13 protein-coding genes and 1 pseudogene are annotated in these 13108 nt (G+C 70.4%); 6 read left to right on the top strand and 8 right to left on the bottom strand.

All coding sequences use genetic code 11. The features are described 5' to 3' along the window. Nucleotides 1–69: 69 nt before the first annotated feature. The gene (locus tag ACFSL4_RS35035; protein ID WP_381091877.1) at nt 70–384 is read left to right on the top strand and encodes a S1 domain-containing protein; all 315 of its coding nucleotides are present in this window, start codon (nt 70–72) and stop codon (nt 382–384) included. Nucleotides 385–573: 189 nt separating this feature from the next. Here ACFSL4_RS35035 and ACFSL4_RS35030 read toward each other — a convergent pair whose 3' ends face one another. The 3 genes from ACFSL4_RS35030 to ACFSL4_RS35020 all read right to left on the bottom strand — a co-directional run bounded on the left by ACFSL4_RS35030 (nt 574) and on the right by ACFSL4_RS35020 (nt 3127). Further along, nucleotides 574–2079, bottom strand: a complete 1506-nt coding sequence (locus ACFSL4_RS35030) for a LacI family DNA-binding transcriptional regulator (protein WP_381091875.1) — start codon at nt 2077–2079, stop codon at nt 574–576. Nucleotides 2080–2111: 32 nt separating this feature from the next. Further along, nucleotides 2112–2477 carry a helix-turn-helix domain-containing protein gene (locus ACFSL4_RS35025; protein WP_381091873.1) on the bottom strand — a complete coding sequence of 122 codons (366 nt, stop codon included), beginning with the start codon at nt 2475–2477 and terminating at the stop codon, nt 2112–2114. 137 nt (nt 2478–2614) lie between these two features. Beyond that, entirely contained in the window at nt 2615–3127 is a 513-nt protein-coding gene (locus ACFSL4_RS35020) for a helix-turn-helix domain-containing protein (protein WP_381091871.1), read from the bottom strand. Between the two features lie 295 nt (nt 3128–3422). Here ACFSL4_RS35020 and ACFSL4_RS35015 point away from each other — a divergent pair, with 295 nt between their 5' ends. The 4 genes and pseudogenes from ACFSL4_RS35015 to ACFSL4_RS35000 form a co-directional block, all read left to right on the top strand. Continuing rightward, complete coding sequence (locus ACFSL4_RS35015; protein ID WP_381091912.1) at nt 3423–4700, top strand: DUF3631 domain-containing protein; 1278 nt, start codon at nt 3423–3425, stop codon at nt 4698–4700. A 180-nt stretch (nt 4701–4880) separates the two neighbouring features. Beyond that, a complete protein-coding gene (locus ACFSL4_RS35010; RefSeq protein ID WP_381091869.1) occupies nt 4881–5738 on the top strand; it encodes a DUF2637 domain-containing protein in 858 nt (285 codons plus the stop codon). Nucleotides 5739–6007: 269 nt separating this feature from the next. Further along, complete coding sequence (locus tag ACFSL4_RS35005) at nt 6008–6544, top strand: MobC domain-containing protein (protein WP_381091868.1); 537 nt, start codon at nt 6008–6010, stop codon at nt 6542–6544. Then, nucleotides 6541–8181 (top strand): annotated as a pseudogene (locus ACFSL4_RS35000) (relaxase/mobilization nuclease domain-containing protein); the annotation flags it as partial. The gene ACFSL4_RS35005 and the pseudogene ACFSL4_RS35000, both read left to right, overlap by 4 nt. Before the next feature lie 42 nt (nt 8182–8223). On the opposite strand, the gene ACFSL4_RS34995 reads toward ACFSL4_RS35000, so the two are convergent. The 5 genes from ACFSL4_RS34995 to ACFSL4_RS34975 are packed head-to-tail and all read right to left on the bottom strand — an operon-like array spanning nt 8224 to nt 12751. After that, nucleotides 8224–8748 carry a P-loop nucleotide/nucleoside kinase family protein gene (locus tag ACFSL4_RS34995; RefSeq protein WP_381091866.1) on the bottom strand — a complete coding sequence of 175 codons (525 nt, stop codon included), beginning with the start codon at nt 8746–8748 and terminating at the stop codon, nt 8224–8226. Between the two features lie 48 nt (nt 8749–8796). Next, nucleotides 8797–9663: a glycosyltransferase family 2 protein gene (locus tag ACFSL4_RS34990; RefSeq protein WP_381091865.1), complete on the bottom strand. Its 867-nt coding sequence runs from the start codon at nt 9661–9663 to the stop codon at nt 8797–8799. After that, the gene (locus ACFSL4_RS34985) at nt 9664–10893 is read right to left on the bottom strand and encodes a glycosyltransferase (protein ID WP_381091863.1); all 1230 of its coding nucleotides are present in this window, start codon (nt 10891–10893) and stop codon (nt 9664–9666) included. Further along, on the bottom strand, nt 10890–11594 hold the full coding sequence (locus tag ACFSL4_RS34980; RefSeq protein WP_381091861.1) for a hypothetical protein: 705 nt from the start codon (nt 11592–11594) through the stop codon (nt 10890–10892). Before ACFSL4_RS34980 ends, ACFSL4_RS34985 begins: the two co-directional genes overlap by 4 nt. Then, nucleotides 11591–12751, bottom strand: coding sequence for a glycosyltransferase (locus tag ACFSL4_RS34975; RefSeq protein ID WP_381091859.1), 1161 nt, complete (start codon nt 12749–12751; stop codon nt 11591–11593). The genes ACFSL4_RS34980 and ACFSL4_RS34975 overlap by 4 nt, the downstream gene beginning before the upstream one ends. A gap of 147 nt (nt 12752–12898) precedes the next feature. Here ACFSL4_RS34975 and ACFSL4_RS34970 point away from each other — a divergent pair. Further along, nucleotides 12899–13108: helix-turn-helix domain-containing protein (locus ACFSL4_RS34970; RefSeq protein ID WP_381091857.1), on the top strand; the 210-nt coding region annotated here is incomplete at its 3' end.

Raw genomic sequence — 13108 nt, 5'->3', positions numbered from 1 at the left:
ATGGTTGTCACGAAGGCACGCTGGTTGTCACGTTCGCCCGTTCAGAGGCGCTAAGGGAAGAAGTCGGGGATGAATGAGTACTCCTGGCCCGACGACGGCATCGAGCTCGGCGCGAGGGCCCAGGCCGCCTGGCCAGCGACGTGTGAGGCGCTTCCTGTGGGAACCCAAGTGACCGGCGAAGTCATCGGTCGCCAGCCCTTCGGCGTCTTCCTGCGCATCGACGGTGCCCTGAACGCGATCGGCCTGGCCGAGATCTCGTCGATGCCTCATGATGCTGAACTGCCCCAGGTCGGCACCCACGTCACTGGCGAGGTCCTCGGGCATGCCGAGCACAACCACCAGGTGAAGATCACCCTCAGCAGACGGAGGCCCGCCGGGACTTGATGGGTGACAGCACAGCAACAGAGCCCCCTGTTGAATGCCGTCGGCGCTCAGTGGGGCCGCCCTGCCCACGACGGGAGTCGAGGAGAACGTTCAGGAGAGTCCGATCGGTCCATGGCATCACGCAGGCACCGCGGTGTCCCCGGTACGGTGCGCCACCGGGGACACCGCGGCTCTTCGCCTTCGTATGTCCTAGGCACGCCCTCCGAGTAGCCGGTCAAGCGCCTCTACCGGCGACTTCGGGCACATAGATCGGCGCGCGTCGAGCGCCGCTTCCCACTGCTCGGTCAGCCCTCGCAAGAGGCGTCGACGCATGCCCGGTGTGACATGGGCGTAGCGGGCGGAGACCGAGCCGTCAATGTGGCCCATGCGCTCGTCCATGAGCACTTTCTCGGTGCCGAGGTCCTCCATCATCGTCCGGTGCGTGTGGCGAAGCCCGTGCGGCGTGAGGCCCTTCGCGATGGGCAGCCAGCAGGCGTCTGCCCGGGCGGCTGACCCTCGGCCTCGGGCCGGGATGCCAGGCCACGGCTCGCCGAGGATCGGCACCGGGCGGGCCTCCTGTGGCGCCTTCTTCGGGTACCAGCCGGAGACCGCCGGGGTGAACAGCCAGGTGGCGAAGCCGTTTCGACGCCAGTGGGCCGCAGGCTCCGACGTGACACCTCCTCGTACGAACCCCAGCTCCCCGATGGCGAGTTCGACGCGAATGCGGGTGCCCTCGCGTACACGGCCGGGATGGTTGAGGACGTTCGAGACCGTGCCGGTGGAGACTCCGGCGCGGCGTGCGACGTCGACGAGCTTGGCGCCCTGGTGGCTGCCAGTGCGCGCCGCGCCCTGGCCTCGGAAGACGTACGTCCTGCCGTGGCAGGGGCAGGGGGTCGGCTTCGTACGGGCGATGTGGTTGAAGACCAGGGCCGACAGCCAGTCCGTCGAGTCGATGTCGCGGTAGCTGTCGTCCTTGGGCGGGCAGCGCACCAGCTCGCCAGTGTCCAGCTCGTACAGCTGCCACTCGACGCGGAACGCGCCAGGCCGGACGAACTCCGCTTCCAGGCCGACGATTTCACCCCACCGTTTGCCGGTGTAGCCCTTGAGGACCGTGGCGACGAACTCGTCGTCGCGGCCGGAGAGCAGGGCCGCCCGCTCGGCGGTGAGCAGGATGCCGAGCGCGTCGGTGACGACCTTCTCCGGGCCCCGGTCACGGGAGCGGCCGGCGCGCTTGCCCCGTCCGCGCCGCCTGGCCGCAGGGTTCGACGTTATCAGGCCCTCGTCGATCGCGTCCTCGAAGATCAGGTGGAGCGTCGCGCGCCACGTCTTGACGCTGGAGGCCGCGTACGCAGCCCGCTCCTTCTTCTCCCACAGCTCGACGTCCGTACGCAGGATGCCCGAGAGCGCCTTGTCCTCGAAGTCGGGGAGCAGGTGCTCCTCGATGTGGCGCTTGTAGTTCTGCATGGTCGAGGCGGCCAGGTCCTGGGCGGCGTACCAGCGGCTCGCGTACTCGCCGAAGGTTTCCTGTCCGAGACCCGGATCGCGCCACTGGCCACGCCGAACGGTCACCTCTTCGGCGTCTGCGGCCTGCTTGGCCTCGCGCTTGGTGGCGAACTTGACCACGGCGCCCGTGGAATCGGCGACGGTGCCGTACTTGCCGTCCTCGATCTTGTAACGGCCACGCCAGTAGCCGCTGCGCTTCTCCGCGTACCCCACGGATTTCCCTCCCTTCTGTCGTGTGGGGTGCGTTAAGCAGCAGGCCCGTACTGGGACTTGGCCGTCCGGCGCGGCGGCCGGGCCTGGAGCCGGACGGCGGGCACCGCCGCATCAGGCCGGTGCCGAGCGGGAGACTTACGCGTCGGCGCAGCAGCGACGACGGGGCGCTGCGCATGCACGGCTGGGCGCTCTTCGTGCATGCGGATGATCTCCGCGAGGTGCTCGTCCGAGAAGCGGTAAGCACGCCCGACGCGGGTGAACGGAATGAGCCGGCGGCGGGCGCGGTCCTTGACCCACCAGGCGGAGCAGCCGAGGACGGCGGCGACTTCCTCGGGGACGTAGAGGCGCGGCAGGTCGGGCTCGGCGGGCGAAGCCGGTTCGGAGGCAGGGGTTATCACGGGTTGACGCAAGGGACGGGTCCTCTTCTGACGGGTATAGGGCGCGGCAACGCCGACCCGCCGGTCGATCGCTAGGGATGTGCGTGAGGTGCCCGGCCTGGGGGTTTGCGGGTCCAGGTCGGGAGGGGTGCCGAACGCTATGCCTCGTCGGTGAGGTGGCCGTCGCGGTCGCCGGGCGGAGGACCGTGCATCTTCACCATGGTCTTGCTGGCCTCCTCCGCGATGGCGCTCTGGACCATGAGGTCGGCTTCCTCGCGAATGTCGGGCTGCTCGGCGAGATAGGCGTCGAGCGCTTCGCGCGCCTCCGTGAAGGCCATGTTGGCTCTCTGCGTCGCACGGAAAGCGTCCACGACCTCGTCGATGAGCTCCATGGCGCGAGCCTTGGCCGCCAGTTGGGGTGGCCCGACGAGGTTGCGCAGGTCGATGCCGAAGACCTCGGCGAAGCCGATGGCGTCGTCGAGGTTGATGCGGCGCTTCCCGTTTTCGATCCGCCAGACCGCGGACGGATTCATGTCGAAGCCGGCCTCGTTGAGCCGGTCGGACAGGGCATTGGTGCTCCAGCCGCGCGCTTCGCGCTCCACCCTGATGCGGGTTGCGACGTTCGCTTCGCCGCTGAGCAGGACGCCCTCGGACGGTTCCTCCTCCGCCACCGCCACCTCCTTCCGTTCGTAGCAACGCACTGCGGTTTGCAGCGCAGCCTAAACAGTAGCACCCTCACTGCGAGATGCAAAATGCTTCTGCGATCCGCAATTTATGTGGCATAGTGGTGGCATCCACCCCACGCCCACCCGAGGAGCCCGCACGACCGGACGTCACATGAAAAAAGCCCCCGGCGAAGCCGGGGGCTCAAGCGCAAACCTCTCAACCGCCATCCCTAGCGATCAACCTGCGGAGTCCGGGATTGCCGTCCCATATGGCCCGCAAGCAGAGGAGCTGATGCCCAGTATGACCGATGCCCAGCCGAATACGCCATCCCTTCCCGAAGGCCACGGCACGTCGTGGCCTCCCGTTGCCGTGCCCGGCCAACCGGCTGGCTCCGCCGCGCCTCCGGCGGAGGAGGACCGTGACGACGCCACCTCGTCACCACCGCTGACCGAGGCGGCGCAGATCCTGGCTGATCTGCGGGCGCAGATCAAGCGGTACGTGGCGATGCCCAGCGAGGAGGCCGTGACGGCGGTGGCCTTGTGGATCGCGGCGACGCATCTGCAGCGTGCGTGGCAGCACGCACCGCGCCTGGCGATCGTCGCTCCGGAGAAGCGGTGCGGGAAGTCCCGGCTGCTGGATGTGGTGACCGAGACGGTGCACAACCGCCTGATCACGGTCAACGCCAGTGCGGCGGCGATCTTCCGGTCGATCGACGGGGATGACCCGCCCACCCTCCTGGTCGACGAGGCCGACACCCTCTTCAGCAGCCCCAGGGCCGCGGAGAAGAACGAGGAGGTGCGTGGCCTGATCAACGCCGGGCACCAGCGTGGCCGACCGACGCTGCGGGTGTCGGGGCCCGAGCATCAGGTGCAGGAGTTCCCCACCTTCGCCATGGCCGCGCTCGCCGGGATCGGCGATCTCCCCGACACGATCCAGGACCGGGCGGTAGTCATCCGCATGCGCCGCCGCGTGGCGGGCGAGAAGGTGGCCTCCTTCCGCACCGGCCGGGACACCCCGGCCCTGAACGCGATCCGCGCCCGCCTTCACTCCTGGCTGCAGCCGCTGTACGCGCAGGCCATAGAGATGGAGCCGCCCATGCCGGTCGAGGACCGCGCGGCGGACACCTGGGAACCGCTGGTCATCATCGCCGACCTCGCCGGAGGCGACTGGCCCACGCTCGCCCGCAGCGCCTGCCGCGCCATGACCGACTACGAGGCCGGCCAGGACGAGGAGGGCGGCCTGCGCACCCGCCTCCTCGTCGGCATCCGCCGCGCCTTCGCCGCCGTCGGCGACCCGGCCGTGCTGAGCACGAAGCACCTGCTGGAGGCGCTCAACGCGGACAGGGAAGCACCGTGGGCGGAATACGGCGCCAACGGCCTGACCCCGCGCGGCCTGCAGTTGCTGCTCAAGCCGTACGGCATCAGCTCGGCCAACCGCCGCTTCCCCGACGGCACTCAGGCCAAGGGCTTCGCGCGCAACCAATTCCTCGACACCTGGGCCCGCTACTGCCCCGAGCCCAAGGCGGCTGACGCACCTGCTCCGCCGGCCGACGGGCCGCTGCCCGGCACCGCAGTCTGACCCGACTCCACTCGCATCACTCGTCCCCGCGCAGGTCAGCACGGGGACGAGTGAAAGAGGCGCAACGAGTCGTCTCGACATCACCACGCCACTCGTACCTGCGCTGACCAGGCACGCGACGAGTGATACGAGTCCCAGCACCCCACGACGGTCACAGCGCCCTGCCCCGTCTGCTCGCAGGTGCCCCCACCCCACCGGAGGTCTCCCCTGCCCCCGCACGCATCCACCACACCCGAATCTGCTCCGCCCAAGACGGGTGCCATCCGCTTCGGCATCGCCCTGCTCGGCACCATCGGCTTCGTCCTGTCCTATGACGCCCTGCGGCAGATGGCCGTCGCCGCCCACATCCGCCCGATCTTCGCCATCGGTTTCCCCCTCGTCATCGACGGGTTCATCGCCATCGGCATCGGCACCCTGCTCCTGGTGCGCACCGCGTCCACGGCCGCCCGCATATACGTGTGGATCCTCGTCAGCCTGGCCACCGCGCTGAGCATCTGGGCCAACGCGCTCCACGCCGTACGCCTCAACGAGCAGGCCCTGGGCGGCGGCCTAAAGCTCGACGACTGGACCGTGGCAGTGCTCTCCGCGCTCCCACCACTCGCCCTGGCCGGCGCGGTGCACTTCTACCAAATCATCCAGCGTGACCTCGCACTGTCCGCTGAGCAGGAGGGCGCCAAGCCGGTCTCCAGCGGCGCCGCTTCCGATGTCCACCTGCCCACGCGCCTCAAGGTGGCGGACGGCTCGGCAGACGTGGCGGAAGAGGCTGCCGATGTGGCAGATTCCGCCGCCACTTCCCGTGCGGACGACGAAGCGGATACGGACCCCATCGACCCCGAGCTGCTCGCCCTCGCCCGCCATGCGCCGCGTGGACGCGGAGGCAAAGCCTCACGCCGCCACATCGAGGACGCGGTTCGGAGCACCGGCCGCACGATCGGCAAGGACGAGGCGGAACGCGTCAAGGACGCGCTCCAGGCCGAACTCGACGAAGCCGCAGCAGCCGAACCGAGCGAGACCGCGCCAGCGGCGATCGCCTCCTGACCACCGGCCGCTGCCAACCGCGTCCCGCATCTCTCGTCCCCGCGCACGTCAGCGCGGGGACGAGTCTCCCTTCGGCGACGAGTCGACCCGACATCGCCACACTCCCCGATCCACACCCCACCGAATAGGTCGCCATGCCCGCACCACAGCACGAACTGCCCACCGCACACCCGGAGATGATCACGAACACAGCACCCACGACCGCGTCAGCAAGGTATCCCGCTGGACCGTCCACAGGCCGGCCTCACGGGGAAGCCTCCGCCCCGGGGGTGGCGGAGGCACTCGGGCACCAGGGGGTGCCCGAGGATGAGCAGCCTGCCGACGCCGACATCGCCGCCGCTGCCGACGCGCCGTTGCCACGTGCTGCCGACGTCGCCGCCCTGCACCGTGTCGCCCGACGTCGCAAGCCTGACCCGAGCGGCCGACGCAAGGAGCGGGTCGATGCCCGCTACAGCGTCGAGGAGAAGGCCGCCATCCTCGCCAAGGCCAGGTCGCTGAACGTCAGCGGCGCCCACTACGTCGCCGTCGTCGCCCTCGCCCACGTCCACGGCGACCTCACTGTGCCCGGCCAGCGCACCCAACTCGACGACTACATCGACGAACTCAACGCCCTACGCCGCGAGGTCGCCTTCATCGGCCACAACGTCAACCAGATCGCCAAGAAGCTCAACTCCGGAGGCCATCCACACCCTGGGGACAGCGACCTGCTGACCCAGACCGACCGGGCCCTGGACGCGGTCGGTGAGGCTGTGTGCCACATAGCGGCAGCCGCGAACCAGTCCGTCAGCCACAAGGCGGCCCGATGATCGCGAAGATCACCGGCGGCCAGAACACCGCTGACTTGATCCGCTACCTGTACGACACGAGGAAGAAGGGCCACACCGACCCGCACCTGGTCGCCTCCTGGGACGGTTTCGCCCCTGACCCCGGCCGCGCCGATGACTTCGACGCCACCAAGAGGGCTCTCGTTGCCGACCTCGACCTGCACGTCAAGCAGGCCGAGCGGCTCGGCCGTGCCCCCGAGAAACACGTGTGGCACTGCTCGATCCGCGCCGCCGAGACCGACCGTCACCTCAGCGACGAGGAGTGGAGCGACATCGCCCGCCGCGTCGTCGCCGCCACCGGCATCGCCCCCGACGGCGACCCGGACGGCTGCCGCTGGGTCGCCGTACGGCACGCGCCGGACCACATCCACATCGCCGCCACCACCGTCCGCGCCGATCTGCGCACCGCACGGCACTGGAACGACTACCTCACCGCGGATCGCGAACTCGCCGCCATCGAGAAGGAATACGGGCTGTTTCAGATCGTGCGCGGGGACCGCACCGCCGCGAAGCGACCCACCCGCGCCGAACAGGAGAAGGCCAAGCGCGCCGACCAGGCCCGAACCGCCCGCGAACGCCTGCGCACCACGGTGCGCACCGTGGTGGCCGCCGCTACCAGCACCGAGGAGTTCGTCTACCTGCTGGAGCACACCGACGGCATCCTCGTCGACGTCAAGCACTTCCCGTCCGGAGACGTACGCGGCTACACCGTCTCCCTCGAAGGCGACGTCAACGCCGTGCAGGAGCCGGTCTGGTACTCAGGATCCGAACTCTCTCCCGACCTGTCCTTTCCCAAGATCCGCAAGCGCCTCGACGCCATCGAACCGCAACAAGGCCCGCGCAAGACCAACCCGTGGCACCAAGCCACCGCCGCCGCGGAACGCATCCCCCATCGCCTTGAGCACGGTGATGACACAGCGGCCCAAGCCCACCTGGCTGCCTTCGGTGAAGCCCTCGACGCCCTGCCCCTTCGCGCACCCCAGGCAATCTTGCCCCAGCTCCGTCAGGCGGCTGAGGCGTTCGAGCGCGCCACTCGCTCCCGCATCCAGGCCGAGCACCAGCACGCCCGCGCCCTGCGCGGCGCCGTGCGGGCCATGGTCCGCGAGCCCGCCCCCAAGGACGGCGCCCTACTGGCGATGTCCCTTGACGCCGCGATCCTCGTCGTCATCGCCGCCGCCCGCTGGCACCAGCTCCGCCACCACGACCAACAGGTCGTCGCAGCCCACCAGACCCTGGTCCATCTGCGGGCCGCCTACGAACAAACTGCCGTCGCGCCGCTGACCGTGCTCGCCCAGCGCAGGCCACCCACGCAGGTAGTGGGGCGGCACATCCTCCTCATCCGGCAAACAGTGCCCGATCACGCAGAACAGGTGTTGGAGGACCCGGCCTTCGACGCACTCGCTGCCGTGCTCGCGGACGCAGAGAAGGCGGGGCACGACCCGAAGCAGCTCCTGCGACAGGCCGCCGACCAGCGTGCGCTCGATAATCACCACCGGCTGCTCCGGCCGCTCAACCACACTCGCCCCAGGTGCGGCGACGCTGACACACCCACCGCGAGCCTCACGTGGAGTCGGGTAGGTCCGCCGCCTGCCCGCTGCTCGCAGCGGTACGGCCCCGTACGGGGCCGTACCGCTGACCTCCGGACCAAGACCCTGGCGGCCTTACCGCCCCCGGGCCTCGGCGAGCGCGCTCACCAGTACGTCCAGGTCGCCGGTGTAGACGATCACGTCCTCGTCGTCGGCTGGGGTATCGAAGCGGGCGAAGAAGTCGTCCAGGGCCTCGGGGGTAACGGTCAGCGCGTTGGCGTCCTCGCGTGCGTTGCGCTCGGCCAGGCGCCGCAGCAGCTCGTCGCGGTCGGCGGGCAGGTAGACGGCCACGGGCAGGCCGCCAGCTTCGCGGGCGGCCTGCCGCCACGCGTCACGCTCGGCACGGCGCCACAGGCCGTGATCCAGGACGACGTCGTTGCCGGCCTCGATCTCCTTGATGAACCGGTCCCGGATCGCTTCGACCACGGGGCGTTCACGCTCGAAGTAGGTGTGCTCGGGGTAGTCCACGCCGTACCGGCCGTGGAGGCGGTGGACCTCCTCGTCCACGGACAGCCGGAGGTAGCCGCGGTCGGCCAGGGCCTGGGCGACGGTGGTTTTCCCGGAGCCGGTGAGGCCGGCCAGGAGTACGGCGAGGGGCACGTGGTCGTCCTTCCGCGACATGGTGTCCGCGAGCGCGGGTGCTGCCTGTCAATCCTGGCCGCTGTGGGCATGCGGACGCCAGGCGGAGAAGATGCTGCGGGCCTCGGAGGGCCAACTGAAGGGCATCCGGTCCAGGCTCACCCGGCGGAAGGCGAACCGCGGATCACTGGTGTTGATCACGCCGCTGTGCCGTCCGACGTGGGCCAGCAGGCGTCCGGCCTCGTCGCGGACGGCCGGGGTGTGTTCCTGCCAGGTGCCGGAGGTGAAGTGCTGGACCCGGCGGCGCAGGTCGTCCAGGACGCCCGAGCGCCACTTGAAATGGTGAACCGCGCAGATGTGGTCCGTGTCCGGCCGGTGGCCCGGAGCTCGGTGGTTGCCGGAGGAGACGGTGACGTCGTGGCGGGCGAGGACGATCTTTCTCGGGTCGCCGTGCAGGAGCCGGTGGGTGAGGTGGCCGCCGAGGGGATAGGCGAGATCGAGTCCGCCTTCGGGCCTCCAGCCGGTCAGGCATCCGCTGGCGGCGACGCGGTCGAGCATCAGACCGCCCACCACAGGGTTGCCGGATTTCTCGGCCTGGGCGATCACCTCTTTCAGCGGGGAGGGGTACTGCTGGAACTCATCAGCGTCGGCCAGTAGGTGCCAGCCGGGACCGGCCCGATGCCGCAGGGCGTCGCGGAGCTGGGTGTTGGTGTGCTCGTGCCAGGGGCCGGTGCTGGTGCCGGTGGGGATGATGCCCAGCGCTCGGCAGGCGGCCTGGAGTTCGTGCCTCTGGGCGGCGGGAACGTGGTCGGGGAAGTGGAAGGCGATCAGGAACCGCTCGATGCCCAGCCATCGGTAGTGGCGGGCCCAGGCGGTCAGCAGCGGCGGCTCGACGGGACCGATGACAGCGATCAGGGCGGGAGGCGTGCTCGGCATTCAGGACTCCTGCGTGCGGAAGGGGGCGAAGGTGCGGGTGAGGAAGTCGGCCTGCTCGGCGGCCGACCGCATCCCGAGCAGTCCCAGGGCCTCCGGTCCGGGCAGCGGGGGCGGCTGGCGGATAACGGTGTGCAGGGCGTCTGCGAGGGCGTCCGGGTCGCCGGCTGGGAACGTCAGGGCCCAGGGCTGGCCGTGCAGGCGGGCGGTGAGGTCGCCGTCGTGCTCGGAGACGATCAGGGGGATGCCGAGGCGGACGGCGTCCATGACGAGTCCGGACTCCTTGCCGGTCCCGGGGCGGCGGGTGACCAGGGCGGCGTCCGCGGCGGCGTACACGAGCCGCAGCACGGCGTCGCTGACGGGGCCGGGCACGGTGTGCACCCGCAGATCGGGCAGGGACCGCCATCGCTGCAGGACGGCTTCGTCGAGCAAGGAGCCGGTGACCACCAGGTGCAGGGGCTCCTTGAGCTGGTCCAGGGCAGTGTCGACGACGGTGACGTCCTTGTAGGGCCACCAGCCGCCGACCAGACAGACCACAGCCTCGGAGGCTGGAATGTCGAATGCGGCCCGGCCTCCTTCGCGCTCGGCGTCGCTGAGGCGGCGGCCGTCGTCGACCGCGAAGGCACCCACCACCGCGGGCAGGTCGGCGAAGGCCGCAGCGAACTGATCGCCGACGGCCTGGGTCGGGTACACGGCGACAACTTGTTGCTCGCCCCGGCGGGCGAGCCGGCCCAGCAGCCGCACGACGGCGTCCTCGGTAGTGACCGCCTCGTGGACGAACCGCAGGTGCGGCTGCCCGCCGAGGAGGGCGGCGGCCCCGTGCAGGGCCTCGCTCGCGGTCAGGATCACCACCGCGTCGGCGCCGGACTCCAGCCGCCGCGAGGACCGCAGGGCGGACGCCTCGGCCAGGCAGCGGGCGAGGAGGGTGATCTGGTGCGGCGCCCTCCGCAGACGGCGGGGCCAACGGCGCGAACGGAATACGCGCTGTCCGGCCGCGGAGAACCCCGCCGCCACCCGGGAAACGGCCAGCAGCACGGTCGCCGCCAGCCCGGCGGGTGCGGTCACCAGCCGAGCGCCCGCCTCACGCAAGGCACGTACCGCCTCGGTGGCAATCCCGTGCGGTGCGATGATGAGGCTGCCGGGCCGGGCCTGGGCGAGGGCCACCAGTGTGCGCTGGTGGTGCCCTCCCAGGCGGTTCGCGTACGGCTCGATCAGTACGAGCGGGCCGGTCATCCGGACACCGCCTGGTCCCCGTGGGCGGCGGTGAACCTCTCCCGCAGCCACGTGGGGTCGTTGAGGTGGTCGAACCGCTGCGGGTCACGCGCGGCCTGCCGGGCGAAGTCGACACCCTCCCGGGCCCCGGCGGCGGCGTAGGCGGCGAACTCGCCGCTGCGGCTGAGCGTCCACGCCTCGACTCGCCGCTGGGCGTCGCCGTCGGCCATGCCGTACTCGCTGCCGCGGGCGAGCATCGCGCACTCGCGGAAACCGGCCTTCCAGGCGTGGAAGGGGCTCTGGTTGAACCGTGTGATCCCGGCGGTGTGCTGGGCGAATTCGATCCGTCCGGGCAGGGCGGCGAGTACGTCCACGGCGTCGCCCATCTCCCGCAGAGCGCTGCGGCGGATCAGTTTCAGGCCGCCGTAGCCGTAGGTCAGGCCGTTGACCGGGTTGACCGCCTGCCACACCCGCATGGAGACACCCTCGTCCATCGGTGCGACGGCGGCCGGGTCGAAGTCGGTGTCGATGGCGAAGTCGCCGTCGGCAAGGAAGAACTGCTCGCGCTCGACGACCTCGGCGCACAGCCGGTAGGCCCGGCGCATCCCGTGGACCCCGTGCAGGCGCTTGACCGTGCCGCCGAGGGTGCGCTGGAGCCGGGAGTACAGGGAGTTGGCCATCGGCTCGTCGTAGGAGAGGAAGACGGCGTCGAAGCCGGTCACGAAATCGCCTCCAGGTAGCGGGCAGCGACCAGGGCGGGGGTGAAGTCGGCGGTGGAGGCGTGCGCCCGCTTGGCGTGCAGGGCGTGGAACTCGTCGTCCGTGGCGAGGCGTTCGGCCAGTGCGACGGCTTCGGCAGGGGTGGTGAAGCACAGCTCGGGCTCGATGTGTTCGGCGAGCCAGCCCAGGCGGGGCGAGATGACGGGCAGGCCCATGCCCTGGCAGTCGATGACGCTCATGGACCAGGGGCAGCCGTGCCTGAACGGGGCGATGCCGAAGCGGGCGCCGGCCAGCAGGTTCCTGTAGCGGATGCGGTCGCCACGGTCGGAGACGACCTGCACGTGCGGCAGCGCGGCGAGCTTCTCGCGCATCTTCTCGGGGCTGTCGTCCAGGCCCTTGCGCTCGGCCCGGCGCTGGCCGAACAGGTCCATGACCCGCAGCCGCACGGTGCCGGAGTCGCTGAGCTGGCGGGCCAGGTCCACGAACTGCTCGGTGCCGTAGTGCGCGTACAGCCGGTGGTTGTAGACGCCGATCGCGCCGCCCGCGTCGGTGGCGGACCGTACGGTGGCGGGGTCGCGGACCAGGCGCTCGTCACGCGGTGCGGGCACCACCCGCAGCCGGTCGCCCAGGTCCACCGTCATCCGGGCGGCAGCGGCCGACACCCAGGAGGCGGCCGCGGACGAGTGGACCATCACCCGGTCGCACGCGGCCAGGCCGGCGGCGAACGCCAGCAGCACCGGCCGCCCGAGTCCCGCGTCGTCCAGGGACGGGTCGAGCAGCATCTGCCCGCCGCCCGCGAACGAGAACGGCAGGTAGTGGCAGTACCCGGCCAGCAGCGCGTCCGACCGGGCCTCCAGTAGAGCCGTACGGATGGCCGGGGCCTCCTCGATCTGGTTGGCCACCACCACATCCGGCCTCTCCGTGCCGATCAGGGCCACCAACTCGTCGATGTCCGCCGAGAACCGGGCCCGGTACTTCGTCCCGGGCACCTTCGTCCGATGGAAACCGCAACGGGCATCCCCGGCGGCAGCCGGGGCCGCGACGGTCACCTCCGACCCGGCGTCCGCCAGGGACGGGGCCAGCAGATCCGCGAAGATCCACCCCGAATCCGCCGACAGCCGGTCGGGGTTGGAGATGTTGAGCAGGTACAGCACGCGCATGGTTGCGTCTCCTCTCTCATCCGCCCGGGAGTCGATCCGGGCCGCTGAGGGAAGGAAAACGGCGACGCGAGCCGTGACGGGATGATGAACTTGGATCACTCACGGTTCATTCATGCTCACCACCAAGTGACGCGGAGCGGGGCTTCGATGGACGCGCACAGCGAGGAGATCACCGTCGAGCAGGCGGCCGAGGGCTTCGCGGCCGAGGTGGCCCGGTGGCGGGAAGTACGCGGCATGTCCAAGCGGGCATTAGCGCTGGCCATGGGCTTCGACCCGTCCTACGTCAGCCACGTCGAGTCCGGCCGCCACAAGCCCACCGAGGAGTTCGCCCGCCTCGCCGACGAACACCTCAACGCC

Origin of the sequence: Streptomyces caeni, from assembly GCF_042678285.1 — a bacterium.
GTDB classification, from domain to species: Bacteria; Actinomycetota; Actinomycetes; order Streptomycetales; family Streptomycetaceae; genus Streptomyces; species Streptomyces caeni.
Note: the sequence above shows the minus strand (reverse complement) of the source record. Positions and strands in the feature narration are given on the sequence as shown.

Coding starts and splice junctions, on each gene's coding strand:
- ACFSL4_RS35035 (WP_381091877.1), top strand. CDS start 70: ATGAATGAGTACTCCTGGCCCGACGACGGCATCGAGCTCGGCGCGAGG.
- ACFSL4_RS35015 (WP_381091912.1), top strand. CDS start 3,423: ATGACCGATGCCCAGCCGAATACGCCATCCCTTCCCGAAGGCCACGGC.
- ACFSL4_RS34990 (WP_381091865.1), bottom strand. CDS start 9,663: ATGCCGAGCACGCCTCCCGCCCTGATCGCTGTCATCGGTCCCGTCGAG.
- ACFSL4_RS34985 (WP_381091863.1), bottom strand. CDS start 10,893: ATGACCGGCCCGCTCGTACTGATCGAGCCGTACGCGAACCGCCTGGGA.
- ACFSL4_RS34975 (WP_381091859.1), bottom strand. CDS start 12,751: ATGCGCGTGCTGTACCTGCTCAACATCTCCAACCCCGACCGGCTGTCG.